This is a genomic window from Maribacter sp. TH_r10, assembly GCF_033101095.1.
GTDB lineage: Bacteria > Bacteroidota > Bacteroidia > Flavobacteriales > Flavobacteriaceae > Maribacter_A > Maribacter_A luteus.
In genome coordinates this window covers 1231403-1248296 of record NZ_JAWMPY010000001.1, presented here as the reverse complement: position 1 = coordinate 1248296, position 16894 = coordinate 1231403, and the positions used below count along the sequence as shown (strand labels likewise).

General features: G+C 31.0%; 11 protein-coding genes and 2 riboswitches. Of the genes, 7 read left to right on the top strand and 4 right to left on the bottom strand.

Annotated features, from left to right (window positions below; genetic code table 11):
* Positions 1 to 58 precede the first annotated feature (58 nt).
* The 3 genes from R3X28_RS05135 to R3X28_RS05125 all read right to left on the bottom strand — a co-directional run bounded on the left by R3X28_RS05135 (position 59) and on the right by R3X28_RS05125 (position 3547).
* Positions 59 to 970, bottom strand: coding sequence for a helix-turn-helix transcriptional regulator (locus R3X28_RS05135; protein WP_317662941.1), 912 nt, complete (start codon positions 968 to 970; stop codon positions 59 to 61).
* Positions 960 to 1057, bottom strand: a riboswitch (SAM-I-IV-variant riboswitch). It overlaps the preceding gene by 11 nt.
* Before the next feature lie 1216 nt (positions 1058 to 2273).
* On the bottom strand, positions 2274 to 3116 hold the full coding sequence (locus tag R3X28_RS05130) for an exodeoxyribonuclease VII large subunit (RefSeq protein ID WP_317662939.1): 843 nt from the start codon (positions 3114 to 3116) through the stop codon (positions 2274 to 2276).
* Between the two features lie 44 nt (positions 3117 to 3160).
* Positions 3161 to 3547: a hypothetical protein gene (locus R3X28_RS05125; RefSeq protein WP_317662937.1), complete on the bottom strand. Its 387-nt coding sequence runs from the start codon at positions 3545 to 3547 to the stop codon at positions 3161 to 3163.
* 852 nt (positions 3548 to 4399) lie between these two features.
* A riboswitch (SAM-I-IV-variant riboswitch) is annotated at positions 4400 to 4503 on the top strand.
* On the opposite strand from R3X28_RS05125, the gene R3X28_RS05120 reads away from it, so the two are divergent.
* The 3 genes from R3X28_RS05120 to R3X28_RS05110 all read left to right on the top strand — a co-directional run bounded on the left by R3X28_RS05120 (position 4496) and on the right by R3X28_RS05110 (position 6082).
* Positions 4496 to 4783 (top strand): hypothetical protein, encoded by a 288-nt coding sequence (locus tag R3X28_RS05120; protein WP_317662935.1) that lies wholly within the window; start codon positions 4496 to 4498, stop codon positions 4781 to 4783. (Overlaps the previous riboswitch by 8 nt.)
* Before the next feature lie 254 nt (positions 4784 to 5037).
* Positions 5038 to 5352 carry a hypothetical protein gene (locus R3X28_RS05115; protein WP_317662933.1) on the top strand — a complete coding sequence of 105 codons (315 nt, stop codon included), beginning with the start codon at positions 5038 to 5040 and terminating at the stop codon, positions 5350 to 5352.
* A gap of 439 nt (positions 5353 to 5791) precedes the next feature.
* Complete coding sequence (locus tag R3X28_RS05110) at positions 5792 to 6082, top strand: hypothetical protein (RefSeq protein WP_317662931.1); 291 nt, start codon at positions 5792 to 5794, stop codon at positions 6080 to 6082.
* A gap of 102 nt (positions 6083 to 6184) precedes the next feature.
* On the opposite strand, the gene R3X28_RS05105 is transcribed toward R3X28_RS05110, so the two are convergent.
* Complete coding sequence (locus tag R3X28_RS05105; protein ID WP_317662929.1) at positions 6185 to 6826, bottom strand: hypothetical protein; 642 nt, start codon at positions 6824 to 6826, stop codon at positions 6185 to 6187.
* 149 nt (positions 6827 to 6975) lie between these two features.
* On the opposite strand from R3X28_RS05105, the gene R3X28_RS05100 reads away from it, so the two are divergent.
* From R3X28_RS05100 to drmB, 4 genes are all read left to right on the top strand, one after another.
* On the top strand, positions 6976 to 8223 hold the full coding sequence (locus tag R3X28_RS05100; RefSeq protein WP_317662927.1) for a hypothetical protein: 1248 nt from the start codon (positions 6976 to 6978) through the stop codon (positions 8221 to 8223).
* 471 nt (positions 8224 to 8694) lie between these two features.
* Positions 8695 to 11037, top strand: a complete 2343-nt coding sequence (locus R3X28_RS05095) for a DrmE family protein (protein ID WP_317662925.1) — start codon at positions 8695 to 8697, stop codon at positions 11035 to 11037.
* Complete coding sequence (locus R3X28_RS05090) at positions 11027 to 14749, top strand: helicase-related protein (RefSeq protein WP_317662923.1); 3723 nt, start codon at positions 11027 to 11029, stop codon at positions 14747 to 14749. The genes R3X28_RS05095 and R3X28_RS05090 overlap by 11 nt, the downstream gene beginning before the upstream one ends.
* Positions 14742 to 16727 carry a DrmB family protein gene (gene drmB, locus R3X28_RS05085; RefSeq protein WP_317662921.1) on the top strand — a complete coding sequence of 662 codons (1986 nt, stop codon included), beginning with the start codon at positions 14742 to 14744 and terminating at the stop codon, positions 16725 to 16727. Before R3X28_RS05090 ends, drmB begins: the two co-directional genes overlap by 8 nt.
* Positions 16728 to 16894 lie beyond the last annotated feature (167 nt).

The window sequence follows — 16894 nt, the reverse complement described above, 5'->3', positions numbered from 1 at the left end:
CGTTTATATTTGGTGATTCTTATTTTTGTCCTTTCTCACAATAATCCAATTCATTGCGTTAAGCTGCTTCAACACCTTTGCTTTCATGAAGTTCAGGGACAGCCGCTTTTAAGGATTCCCAATACCTTTTAACAGTTGAACGGCTAACCCCCGCCATTTCCCATAATTGCTTCTGGGTCATCCCTTTTTTATAATAAGATTGTAGTAATTCAAAAGTCTTATTCTTGCTTTGTTTACCATTGTATTGATTGAAAATTAGGCTTTTCTGTTCACTAGTAAAGTCATAATCAGGATTCCAGATGATATTAGTCGTTACAAACCTGCCTTTGATAGGTCTAGGTTCATTGACGACCTTATTAATAATCTTATCTATCTTATTGAAAGATTCATTACGGTATTTATTCCCTATAACCTGCACTTTTTTAGGAGCATAGTGGTGAAAAAGCTCATTTGACAATTCCTTCAAACAGCCATAGCCTGGTTTTCTGCATACATTATACCCATTCAGGATAGCTGGTAGAATTCTATAAAAATCAACAAGGGTCGATAATCTATTTTGTGGTAACAAAACTTGTTCATATCCAAAGGTTCCCTTTAAGAATGGATCGCCATTAAAATCATACTCTTCGATAACATTATCCAAACTATCGCAAATTACATTGTTATAAGGTTTAGTAAAATTGTTTTTAGTAAATGGTATAAACTCAATGCTTGAATTTGGCATTGTCTTACCCTGTTCAAACAAACTCTTAACATTTTTCAAGTCATCGACATGAGTTGATGGGTCTTTTGATTTTTGTGATGCTACTGTAATCTTGGTATATAGGGGTCTATTAAGGTAGTAGGGACTTTTGGAATCATTAAGTTTAGAATCTATTTTCTTTAAATATGACTTGACATTCTCAACTTCGCTTAGTTCACTTTTAAGTAGTGCCCTTACTTTGTCCTGTTGTATAATATTTAAACTCATTAATTGCTTTTTAGCCAAATCATTGAACCACCTTATTAATGAGATAACAGGTTGGCACCCTTTAGAGGGATTCTATAGATTTATAAATGTTAATTTATAATTTTAATTAGTTTATTACAAAATAATATTTTAATTTTGCAATTCTTATCATCATTTTGCAATATTACGTATTATTTTCTTAACATCCAAGTGTATTAACTATTTTTTTGTGCCGACTCTTTTGATGGTTGTATTAAAAACTACATAATGTTATATTTAAAACATTATGTTATTTTAAAATGTTAAAAAATAGGTTTTATCGCTTTATTAACATTATGTAGGGTGGATGAACCCTTGCAAGGATGCTTCTAACTGATATGACAAACACAAATTTAGTTTTGGAACTCTATACGCCCTTCGGGCAGTTAGGAAATTCGATATAAAAGTAGGATTGACTTTACGCCCTTCGGGCAGTTTGGGATTGTACTTAATCTAGTTGTACGAATAATAAAGCTATAATTTAAGCTTATTGTGAAACAAAAACTTATTGCAGGATAGTCTATAATACTTTTCTTTAAACTTTAAAAAAGATCTATTACCTACTGTAAGCAGTCGTTCAGCAACAAATAGTTAAGATTAATAGCTTAAAGAATTTTAACAATGGTTTCTTATTGTTTAACAAAAAGCCTAATAGCCCCTAAAAAGTAATAGACTATTCGCATCCAGATTAAGAGGTCCTTTCACTAAAAAAAATGAGTCAAATAAGGTATTATAGGCTATTAAATCTTTAAAATATATCGGTAGTCAAGATTTTCAAACCATATAAGCTTAAAAGGACAAAGTAAATATCATTTTCAGCTATTCCAACTTAAGGCATATAGATTGGCACATTAGAAAAAATTATAATTAGCTATAAAAATCGGACAAATACTGAATTTAATATTGGGATTGTTTCATTTTAGCTTGGAGGCCAAACTATTTGTTCCCGCCACATGTATTAGAGGAAAACGATATTATACACTCAATGGGCTGTATCAGAAACGTTATGCCAGGGAAAGGGGAATAATAGACTAATAGTGTCTTTATAAAAAAATAATCAAAAGACAAACGATAAGTAAAAACGAAACTGAGATTAAAACATATAAATATTGCTTTTCCCTGGTCTTAAAAATTTGTTCCAATTTCTCCTTGTCCTTTTGTCCCCTCAGTATCTCTTCCTTAATGGAATTCTCCGCCTTTAGTAGTCTTTCCTCCCTATCCTTGGATACTAAAGCTAAGTCTTTCTCCAGGACGGTTATTCTTTCATTCAGAGTGGTACGGTCCTTTATTTGATTTCTGTATCTGTTATTTGATTTCTGTATCTGTCCACTAGGTTCTGCAGAAATGAGCCGAATGCAGTAGGGGTACCAAAACCTTTATCAGCACATTTTTCTAGCAAGGTAACGTCCTCCTTGTGCCCAATAGCAGTAACAAATGGCATAGAGCATTCCAATGAAGCTTTACATAAAGCTACGTCGTTGAATATCTCCAGTCCACTTCCACCACCTCTCATAACAATTAGCATATCCGACTCTACTTTTGATAAGAGTTTGATCTTTTTACTAATCTCTTGACTGTTCGAAAGGTTAACCTGGTGCTCGTTTATAGTGTAAAATTCAGAATCAGTTAACTGACCTCTATAATCTTCGCCAACTATAGAAGTAGAACCTGTTATAATGTTTATCACGGGCTTCTGATTGCTTAAAATCTTTTCTAACAGTAGTTGGTCCAAAAAGGGAATTGGGCGTTTAAACCGCTCCTGTACTACACTGAATTCAGCCTTGGTAATGAATTGAAATTCGTCCTTTCTACCTTTAACCTTAGTGGCCTTGAACTGTAGTTTGATGATACCGTCATTAAAGTTGTTCGTAGTTTTATTAAGATGACCTTCAAAAACATAATATTGTTTGGAGACTAGGTCCTCCCTTAACTTTGCAGGTACTACCAGGGTGAATTTACTAAGCTTATTTTCATCATGTAAAACATCATAATAGACGCCACCATATTTCTTGTTGTTTCCTGGCGAATAAAAACCCTCTAGTTTTATGATTCTCTCCTCTATTGGAGATGTAAAAGTGTTCTTGCAAATTTCGGTTAGTGAATCTACAGTAAAGGATAAGTCCTGCATTTATCGAATTTTAAACACTAAGTTAAAACGTTTTTAACTAATTATTATTTCTTAAACCATCCAGAACTGGCATTGCAATTGAAAATGTTGATGATCTCACCGTTATTTACTTCGAAGACATAGGCGAACCTCGGGGTTGGTCCATCACTGTAGAATTCACTCGTGCGATGTCCTTTCACGCACATCTCACACCTTCCCTCCTTAATGATCATTCTCTTTATGCCGCTTTCCCTGGCAGAATCGAATTGGGACTTGAGAAACGCCAGAAATCGATATTTGTCAAGATCATCGAAGTACTGATCGTCATGTATATATGGCTCTATCCTTGAGGCATCTAAAAAAACACACGCCTCTACAAATTTTTTCACTATGATTATTGCCTGTTCCCCACTAGTGTTCTCTGTTTTCAATTTAAGCTTGATTACTTCCATTATCGATTTTTTAAGTTTGAACACAAAACTTACATTTACTTAAATAGGATCCAAACCTAGGCGGTCATTTTCGATCAATGGAAGGTTAACTACGATCAAAGGAAATTTTATCGTGCATTATGGGATATTTTATACTGTATTGCTGTATTATAGGATAGTTTATACTATATATAAAATATTTAATAATGTATTATCTAATAGTTTATGTTTTGTTATGGGATAATAAGCTATATAATTGTTTTTATGTTCATGTTTCATCTTTTAAGGGGTATACCCATTGACCCTTTTAGTCCAAAAATTCTCTTCCGACGGAAATATGCGACATAAGACGTATTGTAATTTTGATGTATCAACGAAAAGGATGTGTCTTACACTTTCATGGTACCCCATCACTTCAATTCTCACTTCTCCCTACCCCCCCCTTTTGATAGAGGAATCTTTATATTAGGATTTACCTACCAAGACTCTACTAACTATAATCCCTTTTTAAACCTTACCTATCAACTAACATTTTATATGTAATAAACAATATTTGATGGGCCTTACTTTAGCTGGATGATTTTACCCGAAATAATTCAGTCTTAATTCCTCTTTTAAAGTGTTCTAATAGAGTTGTTTTTGTTAATTATTTGTTAATTTAATAACACATTCTAGTTGATTGACAACCTAGTCTAATTAAAGTTGTATTTAACCTACTCATTACTAACATTTTAAATTATCATCCTTTTTCACATTAGTTTAATTAAACTACATTGACTTGTTACCCCGTTAGTTCCCTTGTGTAATATATTTATTTTTCATACATTTACAATGTAACAGCGATTAATTTCAGCTTTACTCAAATAAAAGTTCAATCTGAATCTGTAGAGTTTCTCTTTTATAGAGAACGCCAACCTAGCGATTAGCATGCCAAGGTGGTCCAATGATTCGCCTAACAAGGAAAACAAAATGCTAAACAATCCTTTTAATTTATCCGAAGTAATTGATTTAAATGGCATGCAGTGCTATTTGATCACAAAAGAAGTGCTTGATGAACTTATCTTCCTTAAGGAATCATCAAGAAGGAAAAACACTGCCCGAAAGCTAATGCCGAAGTCTGAAGTTTTGGAGCTACTGGGTTGTTCGGAATCTACCCTATATCGCAGAATGCGAAAGAAGGATTGTAAGATTCGCAGGGGAAGTGTCAATGGCACATTTATTACCCAATCCGTACTGGACGAATTGAATTCCTCATGACCGTCAATCAAAGCCTTAAATAAGCACTAAGGTAAAATCACAAACCATTTACCAAATATGCTTTTCAAAGGGGCCCTAAAAGCCTCCATGGCACACCCTTGCCAAATTCCAGCTGGGAAGGAAATAGAAAAAACCAATAATTAAACAAAATCTTCCTAAAGTAGCATGATAACTGGAAGACATAAAAATTACAAAAACAAAAATAGTGTAGGGCCCTAGCACTAATTTTAGGGTCAAGACAAAAATTAAATATTATGAAAAACATTGAATTTAAAACAGTAAACGGAAAAGCAAACAATATTATTACAATGGGAGTATTCCTTAAAGAAGGTCAACCATTCGCATATGGTCATTTTGACAATAACGAAACGAACAGTGATTTGTGCTTGGCGTTTCCTGAAGATTACGCAAACACAATTGATATTTCCTCATTTGTGCTGGCCGTCCATAAGGAAACTGGTTTATTTAAAGGACTCTATTGTTCTAGGGTTACTTACAACGATATTATTGTCAACAGTACAATTTCAGCTTACATGGAACAAAAAAAATCAACTGAAATGATCTCGTAGGCTTAAATAATCGTAAAGATTATAACATGGTAAATTTAACCCTGACATTTATGTTGGGGTTTTTTACTTGCGGCCAGTATTCTATTTATACAGTTACCTAGGATATTATAAAAGGCCCATTTGCTGGGAACAAATCACCAAACGTAATTTAAACCAATCTATCAAAGGATCAATCACCAAAAGTACAATTAACCCTCTTATTGACAATCATGCAGTAGATGGCCTTAAAAACGGTTCAGTTAGCTTATTGACCAATTAGAATATTAAGGTTTGGGAATTATATTAGTTAGATATCGTAATCCCGTTTGTGCTTTCTATTAAAGTTTATCATGCTACAATATGCTCCATCCTCGGGTATTGTAATTTTGATACATCAAAGGCCAGGAGGATATTTATATTTTTAAATAATATATTGGGATATATTCCATATTTTTGGATTATGTCCACGATAAAATATAGAAATTATGACTTAAAGGTCATTAAGGAGCTCCTAAAAGAGATAGGAAAACATCGTTATGAACAGGCGCTGGAGCATATGCAGGTTAAACAAAAACCTTTAGGGATGAAAGGATGGTACCTGGAAGCTACCAATAACTATCTAAGGCTATGCTATAAATACCCAAGTAGATACGTTCTAATGCTAATGGACGTTGATCGATACCACAACATTCCTGTAAAGGGATGGGAGAGAATAAAAGTGAATGAATTATATATAAATGTAAAGCTATAGCTAAGGGCTTATCAAAGTATAGTCCTATGACCGTTTCAATATTGACAAATTTCTATCGTTTATAGTGTTTTGATGGAAGGAGATTTTCAAAATTAATTAAGCTTATAAACTATCGGATTCATAAACAGCAATCAACATTTCGGCCTCATATAGCCTTTCCTTCAATTCGTTATTCTCTTTTTTAATATCAATCTTAAGCTGTTGTAGTTCCCTTTCCAATTGCTTTAATTTATTCCTGTCCTCTAAAATATTTACATCAAAAGGTGGTTTTGGACTAGAGAATATTGAGATAGCCCCTAGAAACGTACTCATGATAATTGCCCCTATTGCTATCCCAATAGAATAATTGGATTGTTTACTTGCCTGTTTTGCAGCTATTCGGGATTCTTGTAATTCTTGGTAATCTAAATATTGTTTTGCAGCATTACCATTTAAAAACCATTTTACATTTTTTATTCTTTTACTTATTGATTGAGCTTTTTCCCGCTTAGACATATTCATGGGAACTACCATGTGCTTCAAATCGAGGTAAGTCTGAAAATCTGATTTCCATTCAATTGATAGTTTTATCTCATAATTTTGGGTCGAGTAATTATCTACAAACCAAAAATAAAAAGTCGCTTCAGTAGCAGCCTCCATGGAATAACCTAATGCTTCTTCCAACTCTTCAACTAAATCAAAATAAGAAATACCGTCTTTTTCATTGGCTAATCCAATTTCCATAGCCTTAATGTATCTATTCATATTCACCGAGTTGATTTTATTAACGTCAATAATCCGATATCTGACATGTAACTTGTTTCTCCATATAGCATGGAATATTTTTATTACTTGCAAATAAGAAATATACGTACATTGGTATATCATTTAAATTGTTGGCAATAATAAAAAAAATGACACTAAATAAAGAACAGTTAGAAAAAGTTAATGAAGGAATTAAAGCCCTTTTTGATTTTTGTCCAATAATTGGTGAAGATAATGAGGAGTTAATTTTTTCAGATGAGAGAATTAAAGAAATTATCGAAGAAAAAGAAGATATTAAAGGGCTCGATATTTGGTTTCCAGGAGAAGTAGATTATATTTTTTTTGAAATTGACGATTTCATTGATCTGGTTGACGAAATTAAAACCATTGAAATAGTTAATAGTTCTTATATAAAAACTAAACTAAGAAGATATTACTTAGTAGCTGCTAGTGAATTTACAGATGAACATATTTTAACTTATCATTCAACTCATACAAAGGTAAAAGGTATAACCTTAAATCTAATTCACGAATCAATTATTGTTGGAATGGCTTCCACGAAACTTGATGAATATGAAAAAGATGATTGGGGGGCTATCTCTCCTTATATGACAATTGAAATAGAGTATGAAACTGAAAAAGATGTTTTAAGTAAAGAAGAAGAAGAAAGTTTAATTAACTCATACATTTTCGAAATTGCAGACACTACCAATATAGCCATAACATTCTCTGAAATACGAAATCCAATTTATGATTTATACAAAATAACTGGAGAAATAGGAGAAGGAGATATAGCAGATTTAAGAGAATTAGAACCTTATAATATTGGTATGGAATTTTTTGTTGCTGCTATACAAATTAATGACCCTGAATTAAAATTTTTAAATTTCTATAAAGTTTTAGAGCATTTTTCGCCAATTGCCGTAAACATTGAAGCTAATGAATTAATGAGGAAGAAACTTGATGCGCCAAAAAGTTCTTTTGAGGATGGTGATTATATCAGGTCTATATTTGAATTGGCAAATTCTATGCGTGATAGGTTCAACGATGAAGATTTAATTAAGGCGTCTTTTAATACTTGTTTTGATATAGTTAGTTTATTTAATAAGCTTCCTGAATCAATAAAGAAGAAAATAAAAAAGCATATTGGTGCAACTGAATTAACTTATTCAACTGATAAGCAAAAAATTACAACATCTTGCAACATTGCTAGTAAAATAATTTATAAAACTCGTAACAAAGTAGTTCACGCTAAATCTAATTTCACATTAACTGGAGAAGAAATAACCTCTTCTGAATTTAATGAATTGAATGGTTTTATGAAAGAAGCTAGTTCCCAAGCAATTCGTTGGTATTCAAGACAACCGAATCATTTGAAACTTGAAATAATAAAATAACTACTGCCAATATCGGTAACCGTTGCACAAGCCCATGAACCCTTGACAGAGACTCCATTAACCGCATTTTATGTGTTTTTGCTTTTTAGTTTTAAATGGGATTTTTTGACACAACTCCCCACCTGCTAAAAAATAATACCAACCTTACAGATATCCGTAATGCCGCTCAAAATTTTATTACGATATTTATCTAGTTAAGCCCTAACGTTGAACCTAGTACATAGACCCCAAACCTTTTATCGGGTATTTTTAAGGTTTATCTAATTAGTCTTAGCTACCTAATTAATAATAGGAAATTTAAAGTATGTAAATAACATAAATATATACACTAGTGTTTATATACAATGTTGCGCATAATGCGAAAATCGAATTAAAAATTAACATTTGAACTAAAAAAGCCAGCCACACAAATAGCACATTTGGTTTTTTGCTAACAAATAAGCCAACGCTCAAAGACCAACTGAAAAGAGAATGAAAGACTTAATTAAATATTTAGAAGTACTTGATCAATTTTCCAAAAAAAAGTTAAAAGAACACTTTAAAATAAGAAAGTTAGAACTTGAGTCTTTTGAAACAATAAACTCTTATTTGATTTACCAAACTATTAGAGATTATAAGAACAATACGCTTCTCTATATACCCGATAAAGAAACCAAATCACAATTCTACATTCCTGCAATATTTACTCTTGCACTTTACAATTTCATTGACAATTTTATTGACGATACGACTGTTTATGAAATTGGAGATGTATTACAAAAAAGCGGAAATAGATATCAAATAATACGCAAGAGTGAAACAAACTTCACTTTGAGAGGTAAAAATGCAGAAATCACTCTAAAGAATTCTCAAATAAAGAAGTACATAATTACCACCGCAAACTTGAAAAACAGACAAGTAAAACTCAAGTTCAACTCGTACAAGGAATTTTTTAAAGATATTTTAAATTTAAATGAAAGCGAATTACCTTCAAAATTCAAATATAAATCTGTCATTGTTACCGATAAAAGCATCGTGTCCGAACTAAAAGCACATAAAATAAATGGTGAACAAATACATAAAGCTTTTCCCTTTCAATATGTAACAAAATCTGGCAAACAGACAGATAATATACCTATTGACCCAATGCTTTTTGTAGTTAATGATTATGAAACAGTTCGTAATCATATTTTAACACAAAACATCACAATACGAAATATAACTTTCATTGGAGAAAATAAATATAAAGAACATCATCTTGAAATTACAGAAGATTTAAATAATGGTAAAATCGAGAATTGTCTGCTAATTGGAAGTACAGACCTTTCTAATAATTCGATTCCGAACTTGCTTAAATGGAAATGGACTTTAGCTGAATTAGATTACTTTAATTATTTTACAACTTATCCAATCAATAAAATAATAACAGAAAATAGCCAGTTTACACTCGCTTTAAATGATTTCAATAATTCAATTAAACAAATTGAAGAAGAATATGGCATTAACTTAGATGAGTTGTACAAATATGTACGAAATATATTGCCAATAATAATCCCATCATCTAACAGCAGACTACTCACGCAATTGGATAATGCATTAATCTACTTTGAAAAAGAAGGAGAAGACATTGTAGAAACAATATTGTCTGATATAGGAGAATATGATTATGATGACATTTGGAACGAAATATCAGATAAGTTTTTAGCTCTAATTAATTCTAAAAAAACGGCTCATTACAAATTTCAAAAGATAAAAGATTTTCAAAAAATTGACTATTTAATTGCACCAAAAGAATATTTAGAAATTTGGCAGGAAGAAATAGATTTCTATAAAGTGAAAAATGTTATTTCATTCAAAGAGTTTAATTCTTTAACTGTCAAAAACAAAACAATCGTCTTTTTGGGCTTTTTCGGTTACAATCATTTAAAGTCAATGATGTATAGTTCTAACAAGATAAATATTCTTTTATATCCACAAGAAGAAATCCATTTCAATAACTGTGAAAACAAATTAAACAAGGAAACATATAACGAACTAAAAAGTGCAGACAGAAAGGCTATATCTGGTATTTCATTTAAAGAAATAGAACATATAGAAAATATTGACGAACTAATAAACCGACTTTTTAGTCAAGACGATGAAGCAAAAATAAATCCTGACTATTCAGAAAGTTTTGCTACGAATATTATTCGTGAGTTAACTTTTGAAAACGAAACTGAGAAGTTAGAATTAGACGAAAACAAAACTGTATTGCTAAAAATAAAACACCAAGAACGCTTCGAAAAAGTTAAAAACCTTAAAACAGGCGATAAAATTAGAATTTATGATAATTCGTCTAAAGAAGAATTATATCAAGTAGCGTTAGAATTTGATGTTAATGGAGAGTTCACCAAAATCGAAGAATTTTCTAAGCTGTGGAAATCAGAACTAGAATCATTTTATAAGGAGTATAACTCTCTGAACGAATTACACCAATTACTTGTAAAAAACGGTCTTTCAATTAAGAATCCTCTCACATTAAATAATTGGATAAAACCAGATAGTAATGTGAAATTTCCACAAAAGAAAAAGGATTTATCGGTAATAAAGAAAACAATAAACTCTGAATTATTAAACCATTATTACAATGATATTTTTAAATACAGAATTGGTTACAATCGTATAATGAAATCATTAGGGAGAAAGTTCAGCTCTGAAATATCAGATTACATACAACATAAAAGAAAAGGTAAATTACTAAAGCAGTTTACAGCAAAACAAATACAACAATTTGTTGACCAAAACGCAAAAGAAAGAATCATTAAAACAATAAAGGCAATTGATTATGAGCAGTAATCACGATACTATAGCACGAGATATTTTTCAAGAAAAAATCAAAAAAGGTCTGTTAGGTCCTGGTTCAGATATTTTTGTGGATGAAAAAGATAAAAATGAAGAGATTATATCAGATTATCCTTTACAAAGGTATTATACAGGTGTTTTATTTCCTGAACAAATAAAAAAAGATACTGCTGAGAGTGAAGTCGCACTGGAAACAGAAAGGGATGATGAACTAATTGAAATTGAACCAACGGAAGAAATCATAACAACAGATAAAAATTATTCCACTTCTAAAAAAGGAGATAGTAAAGATGACGAACTAAAAATATCTCAAAACACATTTTTCCCATCCAATATTGGTTTAACATTTTGCGTTGGCAATGGAGTTAAAGAACTTGATATTGAATTTAGTTTTGGTCTATATTCTCAAGTAACAAGTGATGTGAAAATCAAAATATCGAAAAGAGAATTTGATGAATTTGACAACCATCCTTCTTTTCCTTTTAAAAAGATTATAAGCTACGAAGATGGCTATATGATTTTGAAACCCGAATTAAGTGGAAAAAAGTTAAGAGGAAATAGCCGAAGTCCAAGAACAGAAGATTATGCAAAATTAGATGATTTTAAAAAGTCTGACGGTTTTAAGGATAGTACACTTCCACCGATTTTCCATAATTTTGAAAAGCTAATAGGTAGAACGTGGAAAAGAGAAAATATTGTTATTAATGAAAAAATACCTGTTTCAGATATTTCAAAGCCACGTACAATATTTGAACAAAATCTAAAAAAGAAAACAAGTGATTATTTAAGGGTTTCATATACAGTTAAAACATACCACATAAAGCAAAACCCTGAAAATACTTATGTCAAAATACAGTTAGCAAATACTTCAGACAAGCATCCATCAAACCAGTTTTCAAATGCAAAAGCGCTTTTAAACCAAAAATGTATTTTTCAAGCTAAAGTCAAAGCAAAGTCAAATGAATTAAGTCCTTACAAATCATACATAGAATTAAATCCTTTAGATAAGGAAGCCGAAGTATTAAATTACTTGTATAAAGATAAGTTAAGCTATGGAATTGGTCATAACTGCTCTGTAATTTGGGATAATGATAAAAGTACAATCCAAACTTCATTTTTACCGCAATATGACGTAAAAGACACAAAAAACAGTTTTTCCGAAGAAGATTTTAAAGACAACCCAAATGACTTTAATTTACTTAATAAAAGTTTGGACATTTATAGTCTTTCGCATTTTTCAAATGAAAAGAAAAACGAAGTAATCATAAGATTAAAAACCTTTGTCAATTTATATGGGAATTGGATTTCCGAACAAAAGAAAACAAACTCATCAAATAAAGAAAAAGAAATTGAAAACCATATATATAAGAATTTAGACTACAACCTTAACAGGCTAAAGTCAAATATTGAATTGCTAAATGATATTAAAATCTTCAGAGCATTTCAATTGGCAAATTCAGCAATGCTAATACAAATTATCATATCTAATGATGATGATTTCTCTGGGAAAGAAAAAGACTTATCAGAATTAAGCAATACAATTGATTACGATAATATTGACTATTTCAAAAATTACAATTTCGATAAACTTTCTTTTGGAAAACCTAAATACAGACCATTTCAATTAGCTTTTCTACTGCTTAATATAGACAGCATAACAGATTTGAAGTCAGAATCAAGAAACAAAGTAGTTGACCTAATCTGGTTTCCTACTGGTGGTGGTAAAACCGAAGCGTATCTATCCGTTGGTGCTTTTACAATAATCTATCGCAGATTAATGAATAAGACAGGATATGATGGAACTTCTGTAATAATGCGTTACACATTAAGGTTACTTACAGCCCAACAGTTTGAAAGAGCTTCAAGGTTAATTGTTTCGTTAGAATTTCTAAGAAAGCAATTTGAACAAGAATTAAGAGAAGAACCAATTACAATTGGAATGTGGGTTGGAATGTCCTCTACACCGAATTCGTTAAAAGAAGCAAAAGAAAAAGTTGAGGATATTAATGAAGAGTGTAATAGAAAAGATGGAATTCCTGATAACAAAAACGTGTTTCAAATCAGTTCTTGTTCTTGGTGCGGAACAAAACTCATAACAAAAAACGAACTAAGTAATTGGACGTTTGGTTTTAAAATTGAAGGAAAGAAAAAAGACACTAAGTTTAAAATACGATGCGTAAACAAAAAATGTCATTTCCATAATGAACTACCTATCCAAGTAGTTGATGAAATGCTTTATGAGAAACCACCTACGTTGCTTTTTGGAACAGTAGATAAATTTGCATTGTTAGCTTGGAAATCACAAGGAAACAGTTTTTTCAATTCATTAAATGACAGTTTACCACCTGACCTAATTATTCAAGATGAATTACACTTGTTAACAGGTCCATTAGGAACAATTACAGGGATTTTTGAAAGTGTTATTGAAATACTCTGCTCTAAAGATGGCAGAAAACCAAAAATAATTTCTTCAACTGCAACTACTCGGAATACGAATGAACAAATAAAAGCATTGTATGGTAATGATAAAATTGTGAATGTTTTTCCACCTTCTGGCTTGAGTTATTCAGATAGTTTTTTCGCAAAAGTTTCTACAACAAAAAGTAAAAGAAGGTATATTGGTTTTATTCCCACAGGAAAATCATCTATTGATACACAACTGCAAATGTTAGCCAATTTGTTCGTAGCACGATTAGAAGTTTACAAAAAATTGATTTTAAACGGAGTAAATGATTATGAAATATTTGATAAATATTGGACACTTATTTCATATTACAGCAGCCTAAAAGATGTAGGTAAAATTCATAATAAGGTTGGAGATGAAATTTCAACATTTACTTCTGCCTTACAAAAAAAGTTATATGGAGACAATCCGAACAACAAATTTAACCACGCTTACTTATACAATCGTGATGAAGAACTCACAAGTAGAATTGATAGCACAAAAATTAAACAAACGTTAAAACGCTTAGAAGAAAATACTTTTGATAAAGAAACCATTCAGAAGTCACAAAACGGAAATACCTATGTAAAAACAGGGATTATTGATTTGGTCTTAGCTACAAATATGATTTCAGTCGGTATTGATATTGAACGATTCAATGTGATACTTATGAATAGCCAGCCTAAAAACGTGGCAGAATATATTCAAGCTTCAAGTAGAGTTGGTAGAAAACACAAAGGTTTAGTAATTGATTTATTAGATGCAAATAGAGCAAGAGATAAATCTCATTTTGAACATTTCATCCCATTTCATCAAGCATTTTACAAAAGCGTAGAACCTGTAAGTTTAACACCGTTTACTGAAAACACCCTTGAAAAAATGCTTGCAAGCATTATGGTAACTTATGTTAGGCATAAAGTTACAGGAATGGCATCAAATAATTCTGCTCAATATTTTCAACCAGAAATGTTAGATGGATTAAAAACCGAAATGAAGAAACGATATTCAACTGATGCTAAAGTATATCAATTATTTGAGCGTAAATTAAAAGAACTTTCGGATGATTGGTTATTTAAAATAAATGACCCTGATATTGCCTTAAAATTTTATGAACATAAAACTGAACCTCATTTACTTTTGAAACCAGCAGAAAAGAGTTTTGACAATAACAATGACTTATGGTCTGTTATGCAATCAATGAGAGAAATAGATACAAATTCATTTATTAAAGTTGGATTACCAAATAGACGAAGAAATGGCTAAATACACAGAATTACAAACAAGAAAATTAATTAGTTCTTATGGTGGTGTTGGTTCAATAATTGAAACAATAGACGGTGCTTTAATGATTAAGGATTTTGATAAATGGAAATACTTCTTTTTAATTGAAAAAGGCACAATTGAAGTTGAAGACAATGAAATTATAAATGATGACCGATTACTTAAACGCTTAAAATTTTATTTCCCTGAGTTGAATCAAATAGTTAAGGTTCCTGCAAATACCTCAATGTTTAATTCTCAATTTCCCGATAAGAAAAACCACATCATTGATGCTGAATATTTTCCTAAATGGATGTATTGTAATAAATGTAATAGTATTAAGCATATTGATGATTGGTACAAAGGTTGGAAAAATGTTTTTTACAGTAAGGATATTAATAAAGCTAATGACGCTTTTACACCACCAAAATGCTACAAATGTTATAATAATGCGAAAAAGAATAAAGAAAAAAGAAGATATTATGTTTTAGAACAAGTAAGGTTTATAATGACCGCACCTAATGGAAATATAAAAGACATTCCTTGGCAAAATTGGACAAATTTAACAAGAGAAAAAGATGAAAACGGTCAGAAAAAAATCACTTTCAATGGAAAATGTTGCAATAAACAAGATTTAAGATATCTAAAAGATGGTAGAAATCCAGATTTTACAGGAGTACGAATACAATGTAAGAATCCTGAATGTAAAACAAATGCAAAACAAGAACCTTTAGGAGGTTTAATGGGTTTAAGAGTTCCCGATTTTAACGAAAATGGAGAAATAAAAACGATAGTAGATGCTGATGGAAATCCAGTTTTAGATGTTAAGGGTAACGAACAAAAAGTTATGTTTAAAGCTGTTATTCGAACAAGTAATAGTGTTTATTATCCACTAATTACTAATAGTTTGTATTTACCAACTATTGTAATCAAGAAAGATATTAAGGATAAAATTAAAACACTTTATGAAGATGCTGAATTTTCAGCAGAAAAAATACAAGGGAAAATTAATAATGAACAGCTTCAACTTACAATAAGTCAGATTGAAGAAATAATGTTTCCCGAAAATCAAGATTTTATTAAAGAAGTCGATTATAGATTAAGGGAATATCAATATTTAACAACTAATGATAGTCCTGACGACAAGAACCTTGTTTTTGAAGAAGTTAACTCAAACCTGTTAGGCGATTTTGGAATTAATAAATTACTAAAAATTAATAGGTTAAAACTAACATCAGTACAAACAGGTTACAGTCGTCAAGACCCAATCGATAAAGACCTTTTTGCGAACAAAACTATGGATGACTACATTCCAGTTAGTCAACACGCAGTAAAAGCTAAATACACAACTTCCAAAGGGAAAAACACAAAATTATTACCTGGAATAGAAAGCTTTGGAGAAGGAATTTTTATTGACTTTGATAAGGGAAAAATCAATAGTTGGTTTAAAAATTGTTCTAAAAACGAATCTTTTAAAAAAAGAATTGAAACATTAAAAAACAATGCGGAAACTTCCAATTTCACACCATCCGAAGAGAAACAAAAAATGCTTAATAATTTAGAGTATTTAACAACTTTTCTCTTCATACATACTTTTTCCCATATTCTAATTAAAGAATTGGAATTTTTAACGGGTTACCCAGCAACATCACTTTCGGAAAGACTTTATGTGAATGAAGAAGAAATGCAAGGCGTATTGATTTACACAATGGCAGGAGCCGAAGGAAGTTTTGGAGGTTTAGTTTCTCAAGCAAATCCTGAGAGGTTTTCGAAAATATTATATTCATCTTTGGCACGAGCTAAAGACTGTGCATCTGACCCAATCTGCTATCATTCCGAAGGACAAGGTGTAGGTGGACTGAATCTCGCTTCGTGTTATTCTTGTGGTTTACTTCCTGAAACATCTTGTGAGGAGTTTAATAGCTATTTAGATAGGGCAATTTTAATAGACGATGAATTTGGGTTTTATAAGGATAATTAGATAAAAGGAATACAAAAAGTCAACGTTCTAGCCAAAAATTGCAAAAGAGTATGGCTTACCAACGCTCACATTTGAACTAAATAACCAACATCGGCAAACCAAACTGAATGTGAAAAGCAATATGTACGATAAAAACTGAAGTAAAAAACAAATAAATTCTTCTTTAA